The sequence below is a fragment of the Vibrio fluvialis genome (genome assembly GCF_900460245.1).
GTDB lineage: Bacteria > Pseudomonadota > Gammaproteobacteria > Enterobacterales > Vibrionaceae > Vibrio > Vibrio fluvialis.
The window spans coordinates 2,599,940-2,621,118 of sequence record NZ_UHIP01000001.1 but is presented as its reverse complement, the minus strand read 5'-3'; the positions used below and the strand labels follow the sequence as shown (position 1 = coordinate 2,621,118).

Annotated in this window: 21 protein-coding genes and 9 tRNA genes; 6 read left to right on the top strand and 24 right to left on the bottom strand. The window is 50.9% G+C overall.

Features of this window, described 5'->3' with window-relative positions; translation table 11 throughout:
- Window positions 1-56: 56 nt before the first annotated feature.
- Window positions 57-2,411 carry an LPS assembly protein LptD gene (gene lptD / locus DYA43_RS12300; protein WP_061056919.1) on the bottom strand — a complete coding sequence of 785 codons (2,355 nt, stop codon included), beginning with the start codon at window positions 2,409-2,411 and terminating at the stop codon, window positions 57-59.
- 149 nt (window positions 2,412-2,560) lie between these two features.
- On the opposite strand from lptD, the gene djlA reads away from it, so the two are divergent.
- On the top strand, window positions 2,561-3,421 hold the full coding sequence (djlA, locus tag DYA43_RS12295) for a co-chaperone DjlA (protein WP_061056918.1): 861 nt from the start codon (window positions 2,561-2,563) through the stop codon (window positions 3,419-3,421).
- A 149-nt stretch (window positions 3,422-3,570) separates the two neighbouring features.
- Here the strand turns inward: djlA and DYA43_RS12290 are convergent.
- The 13 genes from DYA43_RS12290 to mutY all read right to left on the bottom strand — a co-directional run bounded on the left by DYA43_RS12290 (window position 3,571) and on the right by mutY (window position 9,366).
- Window positions 3,571-3,646, bottom strand: a tRNA-Asn gene (locus DYA43_RS12290).
- A 14-nt stretch (window positions 3,647-3,660) separates the two neighbouring features.
- Window positions 3,661-3,736: transfer RNA gene (locus DYA43_RS12285), tRNA-Thr, on the bottom strand.
- Window positions 3,737-3,773: 37 nt separating this feature from the next.
- Window positions 3,774-3,849, bottom strand: a tRNA-Asn gene (locus DYA43_RS12280).
- A 17-nt stretch (window positions 3,850-3,866) separates the two neighbouring features.
- Window positions 3,867-3,942: transfer RNA gene (locus DYA43_RS12275), tRNA-Thr, on the bottom strand.
- A gap of 48 nt (window positions 3,943-3,990) precedes the next feature.
- Window positions 3,991-4,066 (bottom strand) — tRNA-Phe (locus DYA43_RS12270).
- A 234-nt stretch (window positions 4,067-4,300) separates the two neighbouring features.
- The gene (locus tag DYA43_RS12265) at window positions 4,301-5,926 is read right to left on the bottom strand and encodes a methyl-accepting chemotaxis protein (RefSeq protein ID WP_061056917.1); all 1,626 of its coding nucleotides are present in this window, start codon (window positions 5,924-5,926) and stop codon (window positions 4,301-4,303) included.
- Window positions 5,927-6,272: 346 nt separating this feature from the next.
- Window positions 6,273-6,348 (bottom strand) — tRNA-Asn (locus tag DYA43_RS12260).
- Window positions 6,349-6,384: 36 nt separating this feature from the next.
- Window positions 6,385-6,460 (bottom strand) — tRNA-Phe (locus DYA43_RS12255).
- A 7-nt stretch (window positions 6,461-6,467) separates the two neighbouring features.
- Window positions 6,468-6,543 (bottom strand) — tRNA-Thr (locus DYA43_RS12250).
- A gap of 55 nt (window positions 6,544-6,598) precedes the next feature.
- Window positions 6,599-6,674 (bottom strand) — tRNA-Phe (locus DYA43_RS12245).
- A 109-nt stretch (window positions 6,675-6,783) separates the two neighbouring features.
- Window positions 6,784-7,911: a membrane-bound lytic murein transglycosylase MltC gene (mltC, locus tag DYA43_RS12240; RefSeq protein ID WP_061057241.1), complete on the bottom strand. Its 1,128-nt coding sequence runs from the start codon at window positions 7,909-7,911 to the stop codon at window positions 6,784-6,786.
- 104 nt (window positions 7,912-8,015) lie between these two features.
- Window positions 8,016-8,288, bottom strand: a complete 273-nt coding sequence (locus DYA43_RS12235; RefSeq protein ID WP_032080478.1) for an oxidative damage protection protein — start codon at window positions 8,286-8,288, stop codon at window positions 8,016-8,018.
- Window positions 8,289-8,301: 13 nt separating this feature from the next.
- A complete protein-coding gene (gene mutY / locus DYA43_RS12230) occupies window positions 8,302-9,366 on the bottom strand; it encodes an A/G-specific adenine glycosylase (protein ID WP_061056916.1) in 1,065 nt (354 codons plus the stop codon).
- A gap of 287 nt (window positions 9,367-9,653) precedes the next feature.
- Between mutY and trmB the strand changes: the two genes are divergently transcribed.
- From trmB to DYA43_RS12215, 3 genes are all read left to right on the top strand, one after another.
- Window positions 9,654-10,373 (top strand): tRNA (guanosine(46)-N7)-methyltransferase TrmB, encoded by a 720-nt coding sequence (gene trmB / locus DYA43_RS12225; RefSeq protein WP_061056915.1) that lies wholly within the window; start codon window positions 9,654-9,656, stop codon window positions 10,371-10,373.
- Between the two features lie 172 nt (window positions 10,374-10,545).
- Window positions 10,546-11,466 (top strand): glutaminase B, encoded by a 921-nt coding sequence (gene glsB, locus DYA43_RS12220; protein WP_024374554.1) that lies wholly within the window; start codon window positions 10,546-10,548, stop codon window positions 11,464-11,466.
- A 30-nt stretch (window positions 11,467-11,496) separates the two neighbouring features.
- Window positions 11,497-12,132 carry a DNA-3-methyladenine glycosylase family protein gene (locus tag DYA43_RS12215; RefSeq protein WP_061056914.1) on the top strand — a complete coding sequence of 212 codons (636 nt, stop codon included), beginning with the start codon at window positions 11,497-11,499 and terminating at the stop codon, window positions 12,130-12,132.
- Here the strand turns inward: DYA43_RS12215 and hemW are convergent.
- The 7 genes from hemW to DYA43_RS12180 are packed head-to-tail and all read right to left on the bottom strand — an operon-like array spanning window position 12,129 to window position 16,876.
- Window positions 12,129-13,301 (bottom strand): radical SAM family heme chaperone HemW, encoded by a 1,173-nt coding sequence (gene hemW / locus DYA43_RS12210; protein WP_061056913.1) that lies wholly within the window; start codon window positions 13,299-13,301, stop codon window positions 12,129-12,131. The two genes, DYA43_RS12215 and hemW, sit on opposite strands and share 4 nt — an antisense overlap.
- Window positions 13,301-13,900, bottom strand: coding sequence for an XTP/dITP diphosphatase (locus tag DYA43_RS12205; protein ID WP_024374557.1), 600 nt, complete (start codon window positions 13,898-13,900; stop codon window positions 13,301-13,303). The genes hemW and DYA43_RS12205 overlap by 1 nt, the downstream gene beginning before the upstream one ends.
- Window positions 13,901-13,923: 23 nt before the next feature.
- Window positions 13,924-14,355: a DUF4426 domain-containing protein gene (locus tag DYA43_RS12200; protein WP_032080472.1), complete on the bottom strand. Its 432-nt coding sequence runs from the start codon at window positions 14,353-14,355 to the stop codon at window positions 13,924-13,926.
- A 59-nt stretch (window positions 14,356-14,414) separates the two neighbouring features.
- Complete coding sequence (yggU, locus tag DYA43_RS12195; RefSeq protein ID WP_024374559.1) at window positions 14,415-14,705, bottom strand: DUF167 family protein YggU; 291 nt, start codon at window positions 14,703-14,705, stop codon at window positions 14,415-14,417.
- Window positions 14,705-15,262: a YggT family protein gene (locus tag DYA43_RS12190; protein WP_024374560.1), complete on the bottom strand. Its 558-nt coding sequence runs from the start codon at window positions 15,260-15,262 to the stop codon at window positions 14,705-14,707. Before DYA43_RS12190 ends, yggU begins: the two co-directional genes overlap by 1 nt.
- 51 nt (window positions 15,263-15,313) lie before the next feature.
- Window positions 15,314-16,132 (bottom strand): pyrroline-5-carboxylate reductase, encoded by an 819-nt coding sequence (proC, locus tag DYA43_RS12185; RefSeq protein ID WP_061056912.1) that lies wholly within the window; start codon window positions 16,130-16,132, stop codon window positions 15,314-15,316.
- Between the two features lie 36 nt (window positions 16,133-16,168).
- Entirely contained in the window at window positions 16,169-16,876 is a 708-nt protein-coding gene (locus DYA43_RS12180) for a YggS family pyridoxal phosphate-dependent enzyme (RefSeq protein ID WP_061056911.1), read from the bottom strand.
- A 25-nt stretch (window positions 16,877-16,901) separates the two neighbouring features.
- On the opposite strand from DYA43_RS12180, the gene DYA43_RS12175 reads away from it, so the two are divergent.
- Both DYA43_RS12175 and DYA43_RS12170 read left to right on the top strand, forming a co-directional pair.
- Window positions 16,902-17,939 (top strand): type IV pilus twitching motility protein PilT, encoded by a 1,038-nt coding sequence (locus DYA43_RS12175; protein ID WP_024374563.1) that lies wholly within the window; start codon window positions 16,902-16,904, stop codon window positions 17,937-17,939.
- A gap of 11 nt (window positions 17,940-17,950) precedes the next feature.
- The gene (locus DYA43_RS12170; RefSeq protein ID WP_061056910.1) at window positions 17,951-19,057 is read left to right on the top strand and encodes a PilT/PilU family type 4a pilus ATPase; all 1,107 of its coding nucleotides are present in this window, start codon (window positions 17,951-17,953) and stop codon (window positions 19,055-19,057) included.
- 64 nt (window positions 19,058-19,121) lie between these two features.
- Here the strand turns inward: DYA43_RS12170 and ruvX are convergent, their stop codons facing one another.
- The 3 genes from ruvX to gshB form a co-directional block, all read right to left on the bottom strand.
- Window positions 19,122-19,547 carry a Holliday junction resolvase RuvX gene (gene ruvX, locus DYA43_RS12165; RefSeq protein WP_044366735.1) on the bottom strand — a complete coding sequence of 142 codons (426 nt, stop codon included), beginning with the start codon at window positions 19,545-19,547 and terminating at the stop codon, window positions 19,122-19,124.
- 61 nt (window positions 19,548-19,608) lie between these two features.
- Complete coding sequence (locus DYA43_RS12160) at window positions 19,609-20,172, bottom strand: YqgE/AlgH family protein (RefSeq protein WP_032080468.1); 564 nt, start codon at window positions 20,170-20,172, stop codon at window positions 19,609-19,611.
- A gap of 39 nt (window positions 20,173-20,211) precedes the next feature.
- Complete coding sequence (gene gshB, locus DYA43_RS12155; protein WP_024374566.1) at window positions 20,212-21,168, bottom strand: glutathione synthase; 957 nt, start codon at window positions 21,166-21,168, stop codon at window positions 20,212-20,214.
- Between the last annotated feature and the right edge of the window lie 11 nt (window positions 21,169-21,179).

Genomic DNA, 21,179 nt, shown 5'->3' with positions numbered 1-21,179 from the left:
GTCCTATCAAAATCAACGGCCTGACTCTTCAGGCCGGATGGTCGTAATTAAGAAACTCAGTTATTCAGGAAGAATGGTCGGCCGTAACCCAGAGAGTTACTTGAACTGCTCAGCAGATCAGAACCCGCACCTACGCTGGTGCCGAAGCCGATGATGCCAAAGTTAACACTGAAGTTATTTTCGTAAATCGGATCTTCAAAGCTACTGTAGCCGCCGCTAAGAGTTTTATCCCAGTTTTTCAACTGATTACTGTAACTAAAGCCCATATACCAACAGTCAGAGGTATAACGAAGCCCCGCCAACCATTCAATCGCCTGATCGGTGGTTAAATCATAGAAGTACTGACCGCTAAACTGCCATTTGGCCGACAACTGGTAACTGGTCAGCAGGCCTGCCTGAGAAATACCATCTTCCGTCAGATTAGAAACATCAAAGTTAACCGTGTCCTCGATGTACTCTTTTGGAACGTAGCGGTAGTTCGCTTGTACAAAGCCGCCATCAAACCGGTATTCGAGCGTGCTGTTGGCCAGTTGGACGGCGCTGGTATCGATATCATACTGAATACCACCGTGATAGAAGAGGAAGTCATCGTAGTTGAAATCCATTTCTACCGCCCAGGCTGAATAGCTGGACTGGCTGTCATCATCAGAGCTGGAACTGGTCGCTTTGAAGTTCTTATCGATATAGAAAATCTGACCAAAGGCGATATTCAGGCGCTCTTTATACTGATCGTCGAAAAAGCGAGTGGATGCGCCGTAGCTGATTTGGTTTGCCGGAGCAATATAGTCCACACTGCTGTACTTACGGCTGCGGAACAAGCCGTAGTAATCGGTTTGCAGCAAGGTGGTGTCATAGCGGGCGATATTGCTCTGATCTTCTTTTGGCACGTACAGATATTGAATCTGTGGCTCCAGTGTCTGTGTGTAGTTATCAAACAGAACTGTATCACGCTCCAAAACAATACCAGCGTGAGAGCGGAACTCAGGAATGACACGGGTGACACTCTCTTCGAGGTCCTGATAGTCCTCGTCGGTCAGGTCAACGCCGTTGAGATCCTGTTGGTAGTAGGTGCCGAGTACGCGTGCTTCGGTTGTCCACGTGCCCCACGTGGTCGCCAGCGGAATTTTCATACCCGGCTCAACATGCAAACGTGTCGCTGATGGTTTGCCTGAGGAGTCAGTTTCAAAGCGTGACAGTTGGGATTTCAAATCGAGATCCAGATAGCGCATCACTTCCGGCGCGTAGTAGTTGAATGACAGTTGTGGCATCAAACGATACGGCTGACTGGTGCTGGTGGAATCAGATACCAGCAACTGGAACTGACGTACCAGAATGGACGTGTCCCAGTTGGCGCTGCGGTATGACACTTCACCTTCCTGAATCAGTTGACCGTCTTCGCGATTACCAATGGAGGAACTCAGGTCCGAGAAATAGTTAATGTCACTGACTTTCGAATAATCAACATCCAGCTTCCACGCCTGTTGGTAGATACCACTGTGTTCGTACTGAACCCCCCAACGCTTACCTTCTTCAGGGTTCAATGCGTCATCAGGCAGATATTCAGACTCAATACGACCTGAACCAAAGTCATTCAGATAACGGAATACGGAGTTCAGTTGAGTACCACGTTTGTCCATGTAGTGTAGCGTGGTTTCCAGATCGTAATTCGGTGCCAAGTTCCAGTAGAATGGCACTTCAACTTCAAAACCATCACGTGAGCCGTAAGAGAGAGTTGGGTAAAGAAAGCCTGTTTTGCGAGTGTTACCTATGGGTACCGTTAAGTACGGAACATAAAAAATAGGAACGTCTAAGATTTCAAGTCGCGGGTTGTAGAATGTGGCCTGTTCTTCGTCCTGGTTAATGTCAATGCTGGATGCTTTAAGGCGCCAGGAGCTGTCACCTTCAGGACAAGAGGTAATCGAACCATCTTCGATTTCGTACATTGCCTTGCCCGTTTTAGAAACGTAGGCTGCTTCACCACGTCCAGGCTCACACAAGAATTTATACTTGGTGTTCTCCAGTGTCATCTGGTCGGTAGTGAGGTTATTGGTGGCTTTATCGGAAGTGGTTTTAACCTGACCGTCACTGAAGTTTACGTTACCTTCTGCGACGACCACGTTATCTTTCTGGTGCAAAGTGACGTTGTCTGCCCGAATATGTTTTTTCCCCTGAACCACTACCACGTTGCCGGAATAGGTCGCGCGGTCGCCATTAATTGCTTCTAGCTTATCCGCTTCGACATTGATAGGCTGTTCATTCGGGTTCGTTGGGTCGGGCTGATTCACTAAACATTGATCGATAGTGGGCAGTTCCTGCACACTGTCATCCACCGTAGCGTCTGCTTGAGTCTGAGGCGCGAAGAGCGCGGCGCTAATCGAAGCGGCTAAAAACGTGCGGGAGAAACGTGACATCGAATTGTACTATCCTGTTGAAATTGTTTGAGTCCGATATTGGGAGATTTTTATCAAATAAAAAGCGTTCCCTATCATAAAGGAATTTACCTCTCCCGGCACTATCAGACCACCGCACACCTAAAAAATTCATAGATTGAGAGCACATAATGCATATTTTTGGCAAAATTCTTGGCGCTTTCTTCGGCTTCCTGTTTGGGGGCCCGTTTGGCGCAATCTTTGGCCTGTTTCTTGGGCATCAGTTCGATAAAGCTCGTCGTTTTAACCAGGCTGGATTCAGCACTGGCGGGTTTGGCAATGGTCCTAGCCAGGCTGAGCGTCAGGAAGAATTCTTCAAAGCAGCCTTTGCGGTCATGGGCCATGTCGCGAAAGCGAAAGGGCAGGTCACTAAAGAAGAAATTCAGCTTGCCAGCGTAATGATGGATCGCATGAATCTGCATGGTGATCAGCGTCTTGCTGCACAAGATGCCTTTCGCCAAGGTAAAGAGGCTGATTTTCCGTTGGAACAAGTGTTGGAGAAAGTCCGCATTTCAACTGGCGGTCGCTTTGACCTGTTGCAGTTCTTTCTGGAGCTGCAAATCTCCGCAGCGTTTGCCGATGGCGATATTCATCCTAGTGAGCGCAATGTACTGCACAAAATCGCACGTGGTCTGGGGTTCTCTGCTGACCAGCTGGAGCGCCGCCTGCGCATGCAGGAAGCCGCGTTTCGTTTTCAACAAGGTGGCGGATTTGGTGGTCAACAGGGACAACAAGGCTATGCTGGCGGTGGTCAGTGGCAACAGGCTTCGAGCAAAGATCGTCTCGCAGATGCTTATTCCGTGCTAGGTGTGGGTGAAGACGCCGACGCCAAAGAGATTAAGCGTGCGTACCGTAAACTGATGAACGAACACCATCCGGATAAATTGATGGCCAAAGGCCTACCTCCAGAAATGATGAATGTCGCTAAAGAGAAATCACAAGAGATTCAACATGCTTATGACCTGATCAAAAAGGAAAAGGGCATCAAGTAAGTTTCTATGCGGTGATAAGGCGGGCTCAGGCTCGCCTTTTTTCTGGCTGTTTAAATAGAGTGGCGTGGATTCAATCGTGTGTAACAGGGTGCGGATTTAGGACCGACAGATAAAAGAAAAGCTCAGTCTTTCGACTGAGCTTTCTAATGTGGCTCCCCCTGCAAGACTTGAACTTGCGACATACGGATTAACAGTCCGCCGTTCTACCGACTGAACTAAGGGGGAATAATTTTTTGTAATGGTGCCGACTACCGGAATCGAACTGGTGACCTACTGATTACAAGTCAGTTGCTCTACCTACTGAGCTAAGTCGGCCTTTCAACAAGCTTAATCATAAGCTCACTGATAAAATTGGCTCCCCCTGCAAGACTTGAACTTGCGACATACGGATTAACAGTCCGCCGTTCTACCGACTGAACTAAGGGGGAATTGTTTTTTAGATAAATGGTGCCGACTACCGGAATCGAACTGGTGACCTACTGATTACAAGTCAGTTGCTCTACCTACTGAGCTAAGTCGGCACACTTAATCTTGTTGCATGCTCGTGCGTTACACCAACATCTAAAATATGGTGCCTCGAGGCGGAATCGAACCACCGACACGGGGATTTTCAATCCCCTGCTCTACCGACTGAGCTATCGAGGCAACGGGGTGTATTAAACGAGTTTTCGTTGTGGGCGTCAACAGCAAAATGCAAAAAAAATATCGTTTGTTGCTTTTCTATACTTAGTGGCCTGTTTTTATCCATTTTTGTTAGAAAATATCGTGTAAACAGGCGACAAAAAGGTTTGAAACCCGCGTTGATAGTAAGTCACGCCCCAAATAACACCGCATAAAGCACGTGAAAAAACGGGCTTTATGCGAAGTGGCAGGGTAGGGTTAGGACTTCACTGAGAACTTCGTCACCCATTTCTCGAGATCATGACTCAGATCGCTCAGGGTGCGAGTGCTGTTATGGCTGTCAGACACCACCGTGCTTAACTGCGCGCCGCTCTCTTCGATCATGTTGATACGTAGCGAGATATCATCGCTAACTTGAGTCTGCTCCGCCGCTGCCGTGGCAATTTGATGACTCATGGCAGAAATACTTTCCAGAGCTGACACAATCACCGACAGCGCTTCAGAGGCACTTTGTGATTCCGCTACCGTACTCTGACTGGTTTGCGCGCAGACACTCATGGTGGTGATCGCGTTACGTGAACCCGCCTGAAGGTTTTGGATCATCTGCTGAATTTCTTTGGTACTGGTTTGCGTGCGACCCGCCAGATTACGTACTTCGTCGGCAACCACCGCAAAACCACGGCCTTGTTCGCCAGCTCGCGCTGCTTCAATGGCGGCATTCAGCGCCAGCAGATTTGTTTGTTCGGCGATGTCGCCAATCACATCCAGAACTTTGACGATGTTATTCACATCGTTATCAAGCGCTGCCACCGCTTGGCTGGCGGTATCGAGTTCATTGGCCAGCCCTTGAATATTGGTGGCCGTGTTGGTAATTAATTGCTGCGTATGCTGGCTCTGCTTATCCGCTTCGTCAGTATTTCGCGCCGTATCACGCGCCGAGTTCGCCACTTCAGTTGCGGATGACGCCATTTCTGTCATCGCAGTGGCAATCATTGCCGTCGATTGCTGCTGATTTTCAGTCAGGGTGCTCAGCGAACGGGATCGAGATTCCACCGCAGACAATTCATGACGTAGTGCCTGCATCGATTGATCGAGATTCTGTACCAGTTGTGCCAATGACAGGCTCATCATCTGCACCGCGCCATAAATACTCTCTTTCGGAGCGGAATGGGTAAAGTGTGTCTGGATTTCACCTCGGGCGACAGCCTGAACCGCGTCGCGGACATCATTGGGCTCGCCGCCAAGCAGGGTCAGCATACGGCGAATCGCCACGATCAACGTCGACAAAATGCCTGCTGCAATGCCCAGGCAGAGCAGCAACTGCCACTGAGCGGTAGACCAGAAGCGCGCGTTGGCTTCGTTAAAACCGATACCCGTGCCGACAACCCAGCCCCAGTAAGGAGTCTTTTGAGCGATAGACAGTTTCTCTTCGATCGAACCATCGGCTTGTTTTTGAGTCCAGGTGTATTCAACGATTTGATCACGCTTGTTGCGCAGCACATTCTGGATCAGCTGACCGACACTGTTGCCCTGACCATCTTTGAAATCGTTGAAGCTGGTGCCGTGCAGTTGGGGATCGAGGGGCGTCGCGACGAAATTCATCTTTTCATCCGCCACATACACATACTCATTGTCTTTGTAGATGTTATTACGCATCAGGCGGGTGGCGAGCTGTTTAGCATCACTGTCGCTCAGTTTTCCTTCCTGAGCCATCTTCTCCACTTCAGTCAGAATACTGTATGCGCTCTTAAAATGTTCGGTAACACGGGCTTTGTTGTCCATGTTGCTGGCTACGCGCAGTGTCGAAAGGCCGCTAATGCTAAGCGCCAGAAGGGCTGTCAGGATAATTCCTGATAATAAATAAGCTTGTTTTTTTAGTTTCATGAGCAACCTTTTGGCGTCGGCTAAATGAAGTGACGCGAAGTTAGATGACATTTAAATGACAAAATGCATCTTATTGATTGCTGGTAGCGCTGGATATGAGCAAATGGTGAAACTATGATGTCGATTAAATTTTTGTTGCGAAAAAAGTGTTCGGATTACAAATCTTGTGAGTCATTGATGCAGCGGAATGAGAAAGAATGGCTGGCTAGGGGGTGGGGGAGGAATGTGTTTTTGAATAAGAGAGGAGGGCAGTGATTTTGCGAGGAGCACGGCGATGGACTTAAGGACACCTTTGCAACGCGCAGATAAAAGAAAAGCCCAGTCTTTCGACTGAGCTTTCTAAAAGTGGCTCCCCCTGCAAGACTTGAACTTGCGACATACGGATTAACAGTCCGCCGTTCTACCGACTGAACTAAGGGGGAATTATTTGTGCGTTGTAAAACAACTGCACCAAATAATGGTGCCTCGAGGCGGAATCGAACCACCGACACGGGGATTTTCAATCCCCTGCTCTACCGACTGAGCTATCGAAGCAAAAGAATGGTGCCGACTACCGGAATCGAACTGGTGACCTACTGATTACAAGTCAGTTGCTCTACCTACTGAGCTAAGTCGGCACACTATATTCTTTGCTAAAACTGTTCGTGCTATGCACCAACAATTATCAAATTGTGGTGCCCGGAGGCGGAATCGAACCACCGACACGGGGATTTTCAATCCCCTGCTCTACCGACTGAGCTATCCGGGCAACGGAGCGCTATTAAACGAATTTTCCCTTCTGCCGTCAACCAGTTTTTCTAAAAAAATTCAAAAAACGGTTTGTTTGGCGCTATTTTAAGCAAACTGATTGTTTTTTCTCAACCTGCGTTAAATTCTTTCTTAAATTGGGTCACTTTTTCCAGATAACGGCGTGATTCGGCATTCGGATGTTTTTTGGTTAATGCCCAATAAACTTGGTTCGGTTGCAGCGCATTTAAGTCTCTCATTGCTCGCTGACGGTCACGACTGAACGTATTTAACACGCCGCCCGTCCCGCCGTTGTAGGCCGAAATCATGCTGTATTCGAGCGAAGTGGGGTTTTGTACATCGCGCAGATAGCGATTTTTCAGAATGTAGAAATACGCGGTGCCGGTATCAATGTTGTTTTCCGGGTTAAACAGATATTCCGGTGTCGGCTCTCCGGAACGGTTTTTGACCAGCTTAAAGACATCGCGCCCGGCAGTTTTCGGCACAACCTGCATCAGACCATACGCGTTGGCCCAGCTTACCGCATATGGGTTAAAGCTGCTTTCAGTTTTGATGATCGCATAGATCAAATCCTCCGGAATGCCGTATTTACGCGAAGCACGCTGCACGATATCGGCGTACTGATAGCTGCGAATCTGAATCTGATCTGCCACCATCGGAATTTCGACGTAGTAGGCTTTTTTGAAATCGACCTGCTTCACTTTGAGCTGATTGGCGATCAGATAATCGGCAAAGCGGTTGGCACGCCAGCTCCACTGAATAGGCTGATTTTCCTGATCCACCACCTGACGATAAAGGAACGGCTGGCCTTTGAGTTCGATGTTTTTGGACGAGAACAGATCAACGTGCGCCGGATCGTCGGGCGTTAGCAGGGTAGTGATGATCGCCTCTTTCAAATGGCCTTTAGGATCGGTCGGCGAGACGGTTTCAATGATGATTTTACCGTCGCTGAAGTTGACTTCCGCGCGGCTGAGGTAGTTATCGATGTATTTGACGTAATTGCTTTTGCCAGCAATTTTTACTTCGCGGCTTCCCCAACGTTTTTCGATGTTGCCAGAGAAACTGTTGATCAGTGCATCAAGTGCGGCGGTGTCTTTTTCGAACTGACCAGGCAACTGAGCCAAATTTTTCGCAAAACGGTTGGTCGGCTCATAGTTGACGTCATAAATACTTTCGACGAATTCACGACTGCAACCCACTAGCAGTATGGTGGCAAAGCAATAGACTAACTTTCTCATGCGCTCCCCGGCGATGGTTGGGTGAGGGGTCAGATACAAAAAAGACATCATACCAGAAGGTGATGATGTCTTTCGTAATAACCTTAGCAATAACAGGTGTTCTATTATTGGCTTGGTGGCGTGTAGCCTTCGATATGAACGTCTTTCCCCTCAAACAAGAAGTTCACCATCTCTTGCTCAAGCAGTTTACGGTGCTCAGGATCCATCATGTTGAGCTTCTTCTCGTTGATCAACATGGTTTGCTTGGTTTGCCATTGCGCCCAGGCTTCTTTCGAGATGTTGTCGAAAATACGCTTGCCCAACTCGCCCGGATAGAGTTGAAAATCCAGGCCATCCGCTTCTTTTTGTAATCGAACACAAAATACAGTGCGGCTCATAATGACTTCCTCTTTAATTTTTTTTCGTGTGAATTTCGTACGGAAGACTTTGCAATAGCTGCTTCACCGGAGCAGCTAAGCCGATCTCTTCAGGTTGGCTTAAGTTATACCAAAGACCTTTGTTGGCTTCCATGATGATGTCGGGTTTGCCGGACAATTCCAGCAAAATCGGTGTAATGTCGAGATGATAGTGACTGAATGTATGGCGAAATGCGATCAGTGGTTTCTGCGACAACACCTGTTTTTCGCCAATGCCACGCTTATCGAGCGCATATTCAATCGCCGCATCGCTGTGTTCCGGAAAACAGAACAGGCCGCCCCAGATCCCGCTTTGCGGGCGTTGTTCAAGCCACACATCTTCGCCGTGATGCAGCATCACAAACCAGGTCTCTTTGACCGGTTTTTCGCTTTTAGGCTTTTTGCCCGGATAATCGAGCGGGTTGCCTTGCTTATTGGCTACGCACATCTCTGCGATTGGGCACAGGGTGCATTTGGGCTTAGCTCGGGTACAGATCATCGCGCCCATGTCCATCATCGCTTGGTTGTATTTATCGACATCCGATTGCGGCGTGTTAGCTTCTGCGTGTTGCCATAGCTGATTTTCGACTTTCTTTTGTCCCGGCCAGCCTTCAACTGCAAAGCTGCGCGCCAGAGTACGTTTCACATTCCCATCCAAAATCGCGTGAGGCTGTTTATGCACCGAAGAGAGTACGGCTGCTGCCGTTGAACGGCCAACGCCGGGCAGGGCATTCATCTGCTCAATATCGGTTGGAAACTCTCCCTGATACTGCTCAGCAACGATTTTGGCCGCTTTGTGCAGATTGCGCGCTCGGGCGTAATAACCTAAGCCTGTCCAATAGTGCAGCACTTCATCCTGCTCGGCGCTGGCGAGATCGGTTACGGTAGGGAAACGCTGCATAAATCGTTGGTAGTAAGGGATTACGGTCGCTACCTGAGTCTGTTGCAGCATGATTTCTGACAGCCAGACACTGTATGCGGTTTTGTTCTGCTGCCACGGCAGGTTTTTGCGCCCGTATGCGTCATACCAGGTAAGAATTGCCTTAGCGAAAGGAGTCACAACTTGCTCTATATTGATTGGAATTATGGGGCAAAATTGCACCATAGAATGGCGAGGATGTAAAACATATGATCAAAATCGCCACGCGATTAACATCCTCGTTGAGCAAGGTTCAGAGCGTGGTGAGCGCAGGCAATGAAGTGTGTTTGTTGATGGGATAAGCACTTAGCGCCAACTCACGTTGCTCGGGAGTGGCGTTCGACGACAATAACACTTGCGCCCAAAGCAATTCTTTGGATAATCACAAGCCCTTTGAGTCGAGACTAAAAATTGAACAGGCAATACCAATGACTGAAGTAACCAAAAACGAGTTCACCGAAGACGGCAAAATTGTGCGTAAAATCCGCAGTTTCGTGCGTCGTGAAGGCCGCCTGACGAAAGGTCAGGAAGCAGCGATGAAAGAGTGCTGGCCAACGATGGGAATTGATTATCAGGATGGTCTGCTTGACTGGCAGCAGGTGTTTGGCAACAACAATCCTGTGGTACTGGAAATCGGCTTTGGTATGGGCGCCTCACTGGTTGAAATGGCGAAAAACGCACCCGAGAAAAATTTCTTCGGTATCGAAGTGCACAGCCCGGGCGTGGGTGCTTGTCTGGCGTCTGCCCGTGAAGCAGGTATCACTAACCTGCGCGTAATGTGTCACGATGCAGTGGAAGTGTTTGCCAACATGATTCCAGACAGCAGTCTGGCCACGTTACAACTGTTTTTCCCTGACCCATGGCATAAGAAACGTCACCATAAGCGTCGCATCGTTCAACTTGAGTTTGCTGAAATGGTACGCCAGAAGCTTATGCTGGGTGAAGGCGTATTCCACATGGCGACCGACTGGGAAAACTACGCAGAACACATGATCGAAGTGATGAATCAAGCGCCGGGTTTCAAGAACATTGCGCAAGAGGGTGACTTCGTGCCACGCCCTGAAGAGCGTCCGCTGACTAAGTTTGAACAGCGTGGCCATCGTCTGGGACACGGCGTTTGGGACATCAAATACAAACGCATCAGTTAATACTGGACAAGCCGCGGCCGGGCGGCAGATACTAGCCCGGCACGTAACGTGAACGAAAGCCAACATTGCTGCAATGTTGGCTTTTTTGACTGTATTCCTCAGGAAATCGCCGCGGATATGGCGTGCTCTGCTGGAATAGGGACGATAACAATAAGAAAGTAAAGCCGACACAATGAAACCGACACCAGAATTACTGGCGAGCATATTGGATGAAGTTCGCCCACTGATCGGACAAGGAAAAGTCGCGGATTACATACCGGCACTGGCAGAAGTGCCGAATTATAAACTGGGGATTGCGGTCTACACCAATCAGGGTGAAGTGATCACAGCCGGAGATGCTGAGGAAGGATTTTCCATTCAGTCGATCTCTAAAGCGCTGAGCCTGACGCTCGCCATGGGCTTGTATCAACCGGAAGAACTGTGGAGCCGGGTGGGCAAAGAGCCATCCGGACAAGCGTTCAACTCCTTGATTCAGCTTGAAATGGAGCAGGGCATTCCTCGCAATCCCTTCATCAATGCAGGCGCGATTGTGGTGGCAGATATGCTGCACAGCCGATTATCGGCACCGCGTCAGCGTTTGCTGGAATTTGTGCGCCAACTGTGCGGCGAAGAGCAGATCATCTACGATAAAGTGGTGGCGAACTCGGAAATGCAGCACAGCGACCGCAATGCGGCGATTGCCTATCTGATGCGCTCATTTGGCAACTTTGATAACGAAGTGCTGCCGGTTCTGGCCAACTATTTTCACGCCTGTGCGCTGAAAATGAGTTGTGTCGAGCTGGCGAAAACCTTCAGCTATCTGGCCAACAAAGGTGTGTCTGTGCTGACGCAAGAGCCGGTGATCACGGCCACGCAAAGCAAACAGATTAATGCGCTGCTTGCCACCTGCGGTCTGTATGACGGTGCTGGTGAGTTTGCTTATCGGGTCGGTATGCCGGGCAAATCCGGCGTGGGCGGTGGCATTATCGCCATCGTGCCGGGCGAAATGACCATCGCGGTCTGGTCGCCAGAGCTGGATCCGTCCGGCAACTCGCTGGCAGGCACCAAAGCTCTCGAGCTACTCGCGCAGCGGATCGGTCGCTCTATTTTCTAAGCTCACGACAGGTTGTCAGGGACGGGGATTATGACGAAGGACATGTCACACCAGATTCATCAGACTCTGCTCAACGCGACGCAGCCCTATACGTTGCTCAATCAAGCGATTGCTACCAATGGTGTGCAATCGCTGAACCTGCAACCTGAAGCGCTGTTCTTTCCTTATCTGGCTCGTTCCGTTGCGGGCCAGCAACTCTCCAATCAGGCGGCAAAAACCATCTGGCAACGTGTTGAAGCGCTGCTCAGCGATGATGTGACGCTGTTTGACCTGTTTACCGAACCCAACAGCACGTTACTGCGCCGCTGCGGATTGTCGAATGCTAAAGTGCGTACCATTTGCGGTGTGCGCAGCGCGTTGGAAGACAAGCAGATTGAAATTCATCAACTGGCCATGATGACGGATGAAGAGCTGATTCGCAGTTTGACCCAGTTGTGGGGCATCGGGCCGTGGACGGCCGAAATGACTGCCATTTTTTTCTTTGGCCGCCCCAATGTATGGTCACAAGGTGATGCCTCGTTAAAGCGCGGGCTGGCTTTGTTTGCGGAAAAAGAAAACGCGACCCCAACAGAGCTTCTTGCTGTGGCTGCGCCTTATCATTCCTATTTCGCTCTGCATGTGTGGCAGAGTCTGGATACTGATTTTTTCACGCAAATGGCGGATTAATCTTCTTCCGCCATAAACGCTGCCAACAGATCGTTCAGAAACAGTTTGCCCTTCTCGGTGATCTGCCAGTGGGTATCATTGTCACTCAGATAACCCTGTTCGATAGCCCAGTCCAACGTGGGTTGAATCACACTGATTGGCAGGCCGGTAGTGGCGCTGAAATCGGCCTTCGGGCACGGTTCAATCAGGCGGAAGCGGTTCATGAAGAACTCAAACGGACGATCCACATCCTCCACCAGTTGTTCGCTGTCGAGGTAAGGCTTCGCCAGGTTCTGATACGCCGCCAGATAACCGCGCGGGTGTTTGACCTTGGTGGTGCGCACAATGCGTCCGTCAGCAAAACTCAGCTTACCGTGCGAACCACAACCGATCCCCAGGTAGTCACCAAAACGCCAGTAGTTGAGATTGTGCTGACACTGATAGCCCGGTTTGCTGTACCCCGAAATCTCATACTGCACATAACCTGCCTCGGTCAGTTTCTGATGACCGAGATCGAAGATGTCCCACAGCGCATCGTCGTCCGGTAAGGTCGGTGGCTTGAAGTAGAACATGGTGTTCGGTTCAATGGTGAGCTGATACCAAGACAGGTGCGGCGGCGCGAGTTCGATGGCGCGATCGAGATCCGCCAGCGCTTGATCCAACGCCTGATCCGGCAGGCCGTGCATCAGATCGAGGTTAAAGCTGTTTAAGCCAATCTGATGCGCCAGCTTGGCGGCATTGACGGCTTCGTCCCGACCGTGAATACGCCCCAGACGAGAGAGTTTCTCCGGTTCAAAGCTCTGCACCCCAATCGAAATACGCGTCACACCCACGTGGCGATAACCAGCAAAGCGCTCGGCTTCGATGGTGCCCGGGTTGGCTTCCATGGTGATCTCGATATCGGGTTTAAACGCGATACGCGCTTCAATTCCGCGCAGTAAGCGGCCGATGCCGTCGGCCGAGATCAGGCTTGGCGTGCCGCCGCCGATGAAGATCGAGTGCAGCAGACGCGGATCGCCCGCCAGCTGGTAGCGCTCGATATCGGTATCGAGATCTTCCAACAGCGCATCAATGTATTCCTCTTCCGGAATGTCGGCTTTGAGAGCATGCGAGTTAAAATCGCAATACGGGCATTTCTGCACGCACCACGGTATGTGTACGTATAGGCTGAGTGCCGGAGGAGTCAACATCACTGCTTTTGCTCTTCAATCGCCTGAAACAGTTTTTTCAGCGCCTGACCGCGGTGCGACAGCTGCTTTTTACGCATCGGTTCAAGCTGAGCCGATGCGCAGTTTTCTTCCGGAACGAAGAAGATCGGATCGTAACCAAAACCGTTGCTGCCGTGCGCTTGTGTCAGGATACGACCTTCCCATTTGCCGTGGCAAACCAGCGGCGTCGGATCGTTCTCATGGCGCATCAGAACCAATACACAGTGAAAACGTGCGCTGCGCTGCGCTTCTGGCACGTCTTTCATCGCATCGAGCAGCTTTTCCAGGTTTTGTTGATCGGATGCATCCTCACCCGCGTAGCGCGCAGAGTAAACGCCTGGTGCGCCGCCAAGGTAATCGACTTCCAGACCGGAGTCATCGGCAATGGCCGGTAAACCCGTTTCTTTGGCCGCGTGGCGCGCTTTGATGATGGCATTTTCGATAAAGGTAGTGCCGGTTTCGGCCACCTCAGAGACATTGAATTCGCTTTGTGCGACCACATCAAAACCAAAATCAGCCAACAGGTCGGCCATTTCACGTACTTTGCCCTGGTTTCCGGTGGCTAATACAATCTTCTTCATCGCACTCTCTTTTCGGTTAAAGGTTACTTCTCAACGTAAAACTTCTGAGTGAATCTCAGCTTTCCAGCGCCTTTGAGGCCTGCGTTGACATCAATATCAAAGCTGAGATCCTCTTCATTGCTGATCGGGAATTCTGCCAGATAGTAAATCGCATTACCTTCTTTGACTTCGCTGAACTCCAGTTCGCGCATGTTGCCGATCAGATTCTTCACCTGACCCGACAGCTTCGCTTCTACCGCGGGCTTACCCGCAGTGCTGGTATCAAGCACGCTGATGTTGAGCACCGCTGAATAACCATTACGGGTCAGCTTGTAACTTTTCGCCACCTGCGGCGTCAGAAACGTTGAGTTAAAAGCGGAGTAGTGTACCTCAACATCCTTAATGTTGATCAATTGCTCTGCACTGGCAGGTAACGCGGCACAAGCGAGCAATAGGGCGAGTATCCATTGACGCATGGGTTTTCTCCTTCTTGAAAAAAATATTCCCCACCATATGAGGGCGGGGAACTGGCTATTTAGTCGAGTATGGCTTGAACTTCGGGCGGAATCTGTGCCGGAGTATGGATGCGTATCTGTTTATGACGCCCCAGTTCTCCTTTCTCTATATCGATCAGGCCCTTGGCAACTTTACACTGTTTGGCCAGGTATTTACTGAGATGAGCGTTGGCTTTTCCGTCCACTGGTGGTGCGGTGATCGCCACCTTTAGTTCATCTCCGTGCAACCCCACAATGCTGTCGCGACTGGCTTTGGGTTGAATATAGAGTCGCAGCAGCAGATCGTCCCCTTCAAACCATGCTGCTTTCATTATAGCTGATACCAGATTGGGCCGATGATATCGCCCATCAGGAAGTTGGCAAACTGTAGCGCGATAAACAGCACCAGCACGCTCAGATCAAAGCCACCCATCACCGGAATAATGCGGCGAATTGGTGCCAGCATCGGTTCTGTCAGTTGGTGGAATACGTATTCTACCGGGCTACGACCCTGACTTACCCAGCTTAGAATCGCACGCAGCAGCAGTACCCAGAACAGCAGGCCACCCGCCGCTTTAACAAGCGACAACAGGCCCAGCAGCAGGAAGTCTGCGCTGAACACAACGCCGCCGCGAGAGGCAATCAGGATCAGCGCGACGTATTTGAGAATACACAGCACGTAACCAAACAGCACGGTGGCCAAATCCAGACTGCCGATAGACGGAATCACACGACGTAGTGGGCCAACCACGGGTTGCGTCGCTTTGACCACAAACTGAGAAAATGGGTTGTAGAAATCTGCACGCGCTGCCTGTAGCCAGATTCGCAGAATCACGACCATGATATAAATATCAAACAGGGTGGAGATTAGAAAACTCATTGCATTCATAAGAAGCCCTTACTACATATGGTGGTCACTCAACACTGGGTGACCGTCAGTTTAAAATAATTTTTCCATCTCTTCAGCGCGGCTGACTGCCGCGCGCATCGCTTTGGCCACGATGTCCGTTAACTGATGTTCGTTAAAGGTACGGATGGCTTCAGCGGTGGTGCCGCCTTTCGATGTCACCTGTTCGCGTAGCGTTGACAGTTCGATGTCAGGATTGGCTTGCACCATTTCAGCGGCGCCCAGCGCTGATTGTTGCACCAGCAGGCGCGCGGTCTCTTTATCAAACCCTTGCGCCATCGCTTCGGCTTGCATTGCTTCCATAAACAGGAAGAAGTACGCCGGAGCGCTGCCCGCTGCCGCAATCACGCTGTTGATGCCGGATTCCTGTTCTACCCAGCACACTTTGCCTACCGCAGCCATCAGTTCGGCGGTGAACGCTTTATCGGCTTCAGACACGGACGCGGACGCATACAGCCCGGCCATGCCGCGATTCACCAATGATGGTGTGTTTGGCATCACGCGCACCAGATTCAGTGTACTGCCGAGCATGGCGTTGAGACGTTCCACCGATACACCTGCGGCGATGGAAATCACCAGCTTATTAGAAAAATCGATCACTTGCAGCGGCTTACATACGTCTGCCATCAACTGAGGTTTGACCGCCAGTACCACCACGTCAGCTTCGCTTGCCGCAGCTAGGTTGTCGCCGGTGGTACGAATGCCATAGTTGTCTTCCAACGGCTTGCGACGCGTCTCTGACGGTGCGGTGGCGATTATGTGTTGCGCCGGGTAGCCGCTGCCCACTAAGCCTGCAATGATGGCGTGCGCCATGTTTCCTGCGCCAATAAAGGCGATGGTTCTCTGTTCCATGATCTCATCCAAATCAAAAATAGGGTTGATGCATTCTTACGAGCGACTGTAGTCACGCTGACCAAAAATCGCCGTACCAATCCGCACAATCGTGCTGCCTGCTTCAATTGCGGCTTCCATGTCGCCACTCATGCCCATCGACAGAGTGTCGATGCCGTCATATTTTTCGGCCAGCCGGTCTTTCAATGTCGCCAGTTGGCGAAATGCCGCAAGTTGCGACGGGTAGTCAGGCACGTTTTCCGGAATGGACATCAATCCTCTTAAAGTGAGGTTTGGCAGGCCGGAAATCAATTCTGCAAGTGTAAATAAATCATTCTCGCTGATGCCGGATTTCGAGGCTTCGCCACTGGTGTTGACCTGAATCAGCACCTGCAGTGGCGGCAAATGAGCGGGGCGCTGCTCACTCAGGCGCTGTGCAATCTTGGCGCGGTCAATGGTGTGCATCCAGTCGAAATGCTCGGCGAGCAGCCGGGTTTTATTCGACTGAAGCGGACCGATGAAGTGCCATTCGAGATCGAGTTCCGGGTGATACTCGGCAAAAAACTGCACTTTATCGCAGCCTTCCTGCACGTAGTTTTCGCCAAAGGCACGCTGACCTGCCTGTGCCGCTTCGAGAATGGCCTCGACCGGTTTGGTTTTGCTGACAGCCAGAAGTTGCACAGAGCTTCGAGGACGGCCACACTTTTGTTGTGCGTTTTCGATCTGTGAAGTGATATGTTCAAGATTTTGTTGAATACTACTCATAGCCAGACTTTACTAAGGAAAATAGATGGATATCTCTGAGTTACTGGAATTTAGTGTAAAGCATAATGCGTCAGATCTACATCTTTCTGCGGGTGTTCCTCCTATGGTACGCATCGATGGTGAAGTGAGAAAGCTTGGCGTACCTGCGTTTACACACGCTGATGTGCATCGATTAATTTTTGAAATTATGAATGATGCCCAGCGCAGTGAGTACGAAGAAAAGCTGGAAGTGGACTTTTCCTTTGCGTTACCGGACATCGGCCGATTTCGTGTCAACGCTTTCCATCAGTCGCGCGGCGCTTCTGCGGTATTTCGTACCATTCCGACCGTGATCCCGACTCTGGACCAGCTTGAGGCTCCGGAAATTTTCCACAAAATCGCCAATTACGAAAAAGGTTTGGTGCTGGTGACCGGACCGACCGGCTCGGGTAAATCAACCACGCTGGCGGCGATGGTCGATTACATCAACGCAACCCATAACAAGCATGTGCTGACTATCGAAGATCCGATTGAGTTTGTGCACAGTAACAACAAATGCTTGATCAACCAGCGTGAAGTACACCGCGATACCCACAGTTTTAAAAACGCGCTGCGCAGCGCATTGCGTGAAGATCCGGATGTGATTCTGGTCGGTGAGTTGCGCGATCAGGAAACCATCAGCTTAGCGCTGACGGCGGCGGAAACCGGCCACTTGGTGTTCGGCACGCTGCACACCAGTTCGGCGGCGAAAACGATTGACCGCATCATCGATGTGTTCCCGGGCAGCGACAAGGACATGGTACGTTCAATGTTGTCAGAATCGCTGCGTGCGGTGATTGCGCAAAAACTGCTCAAACGTCTGGGTGGCGGGCGAGTGGCGTGTCATGAAATCATGTTGGCGACGCCTGCTATCCGTAACCTGATTCGCGAAGATAAAGTCGCGCAGATGTATTCGATCATTCAGACTGGCGCCTCCCATGGAATGCAGACTATGGAGCAGCATGCCAAACAGTTGATCGCGCAAGGGCTGGTGGATCCGGCAGAAGTGCAGAAGAAAATTGAACTGGAAATGTCCGCGTTTTAAGAGAGAACACGATGCAACTCGAGGAGTGCCTGCAAGGCATGATGACGCATAAAGCGTCAGATCTATATATTACTGTGGGCGCCCCCGTGCTGTACCGGGTCGATGGTGAACTGCGCGCGCAGGGTGAGAAGCTGGATGAAGCGCAGGTCAGCGCGCTGCTGGCTGCGATGATGGATGAGGCGCGCCATGCGGAGTATCTGACGACGCGTGAAGCTAACTTTGCCATCGTGCGTGATTTGGGGCGTTTTCGCGTCAGCGCTTTTTTTCAGCGCGAGCTGCCCGGTGCGGTGATTCGCCGCATAGAAACGCAGATTCCGACCTTTGATGAACTCAAACTGCCAGCGGTGCTGAAAGATCTCTCGATTGCCAAACGCGGTTTAGTACTGGTGGTTGGGGCGACAGGATCGGGCAAATCGACCACCATGGCCGCGATGACTGGCTATCGCAACACGCACCGCAGCGGGCATATTCTCACCGTCGAAGATCCGATTGAATTTGTCCATGAGCACCAGCGCTGCATCGTGACGCAGCGCGAAGTGGGATTGGACACCGAAAGCTATGAATTGGCGCTGAAGAACTCGCTACGCCAGGCGCCGGATATGATTTTGATCGGAGAGATCCGCAGCCGTGAAACCATGGAATACGCAATGACCTTCGCCGAAACCGGTCACTTGTGCATGGCCACTCTGCACGCCAACAACGCCAACCAAGCGCTCGAACGTATTTTGCATCTGGTGCCAAAGGAGCTGCGTGAACAATTTCTGTTTGACCTGTCGATGAACCTCAAAGGCGTCGTAGGTCAGCAATTGATCCGCGATAAAAACGGGCAAGGGCGTCACGGCGTGTTTGAAGTGTTGCTCAACAGTCCACGGGTGTCGGACATCATCCGACGCGGCGATTTGCATGAGCTGAAAAGCACCATGGCGAAATCGAAAGAGGTTGGCATGCAGACTTTTGATCAGGCGTTGTATCAGTTGGTGGTCGAGAACAAGATCAGCGAACAGGATGCGCTGCACTGTGCCGATTCGGCCAACGATCTGCGCTTGATGCTCAAGACTCAGCGGGGTGATGTGAGCAGCAGCGGTTCACTGGATCATGTGCAAATCGACATGGAATAAAAAACAGCCACGACAGTGGCTGTTTTTCTTTGTGTTCGCAGAGGACGTTGCTGGGGGAACAGGGTTACTCGTTCCACAAGCTCTCAAACCAGCTTTCTAGAATGATGACCGCCGACTGGCAATCGACATTGCCTTTGCTCAATGCCCTATAGCCACCCATCGAGAACAGTTCGGAGCGCGCTTCAGTGGTTGAGAGGCGCTCATCGTGCAGTTCAACTGGCAAACCAAAACGGCCATGCAGGCGCTGGGCAAATTTCTTCGCCCGCGGCGTGATGGTCTCCAGCGCTTTGCCGTGCAGATCGGTTGGCAGGCCAACCACCAACAGATCCGGTTGCCACTCTTTGATTTGTTTTTCAATATCATCCCAATTCGGAATGCCGTCATTGGCTTTGAACGCTTTCAGCGGTGACGCGGTGCCAGTGATCTCCTGACCGATTGCGCTGCCGATACTTTTGGTGCCGAAATCAAACGCCATAATGGTACGTGACATAGGGTGTTTCTCGTGGGTCTAAACGTAAAAATAAACAGCGCTTCGAGAAGCGCTGCTGCAATTAAGCGTGGCCGGACTGAGTCGACAACTGGTGAGGATTAATGCCGAGCTTTTGAATCGCCTTGTTCCATTTTTCGTGGATTGGCGTGTTAAAGATCAGCTCCGGATCGGCTTCAATCGTCAGCCAGGAGTTCTCAGCCAGTTCATCTTCCAGCTGGCCCGGAGACCAGCCAGAGTAGCCAAGGGCGACGATGTATCCGCTTGGTTCTGCTTCGGTGCCGAGCACGGTCAGAATGTCTTTGGACGTGGTGACGGCAATGTCGTCGGTCATACGAATGCTGGATTCGTAATGATCTTTGGGGCGATGCAGAATAAATCCGCGATCTTCCGATACCGGCCCGCCGTTGAATACCGGACGTTTCAGGCTGTCTTCGTGTGATTGCGGATAAGCGGGTTCGACTTCCACCTGCTGCAACATGCCGCCGACCGTAATATCGATCGGCGCGTTGATCATCAGCCCCATCGCGCCTTCTTCGTTATGCTCGCAGATGTAGATGACACTGTGCTTGAAGTACGGATCCTTCATGCTGGGCATCGCTACGAGAAAATGGTTCGTCAGATTCATCTTGTCTCCAACCTTCTAGCGTTCAGGAGCTAATGCTCCTTACAGTGACAATGCTTTAATGCGACGCTCGATCGCATCCATGAGTTTGCCAGTGATTGAGATATCGAACGCCGCCTCAATTTCGCGAATACAGGTTGGGCTGGTTACGTTAATCTCAGTCAGTTTATCGCCAATAACGTCGAGGCCAACAAAGATCAAGCCTTTCTCTTTTAGTATCGGAGCGACGGTTTCTGCAATCTTGCGATCCGTCTCGCTCAGTGGACGTGGTTCGCCGCGTCCACCGGCCGCCAGGTTACCACGGGTTTCGCCTTGTGCCGGAATACGCGCCAGGCAGTAAGGCATCGGTTCGCCGTCAACCACCAGAATACGCTTGTCACCGTTGCTGATGTCTGGGACGAACGTTTGCGCCATGCAGTAATTCTGGCCGTGGTTAGTCAGGGTTTCGATGATCACAGAAACGTTTGGATCGCCTTGTTTGACGCGGAAAATGGATGCGCCACCCATGCCGTCCAGCGGTTTCAGGATCACATCACCATGTTGTTCGCGAAACGCTTTAATTTTCTCTGCTTTGCGGGTCACAATGGTGGTTGGAGTCAGTTCCGGGAACCAAGCGGTGAACAGTTTTTCGTTACAGTCACGCAGGCTCTGCGGTTTGTTTACGATCAGCGCGCCATCATCTTCCGCACGTTCCAGGATATAGGTGGCGTAGATGTATTCGGTATCAAACGGAGGATCTTTACGCATCAGTACAGCATCAAGTTCAGACAGCACGATGGTTTGTTCAGATTTGAATTCGTACCAGCCGTTTGGATCTTCTTTCAGTTCGACGACTTTGGTGTCAGCCATGGCGACGCCTTGATCTAAGTGTAGATCATTCATCTCCATGTAATGAATCTCATAACCGCGACGCTGCGCTTCTAGCATCATGGCGAAGCTGGAATCTTTCTTGATGTTAATGGACGAAATCGGGTCCATAACGATACCGAGTTTAATCATTGCTCATCTCC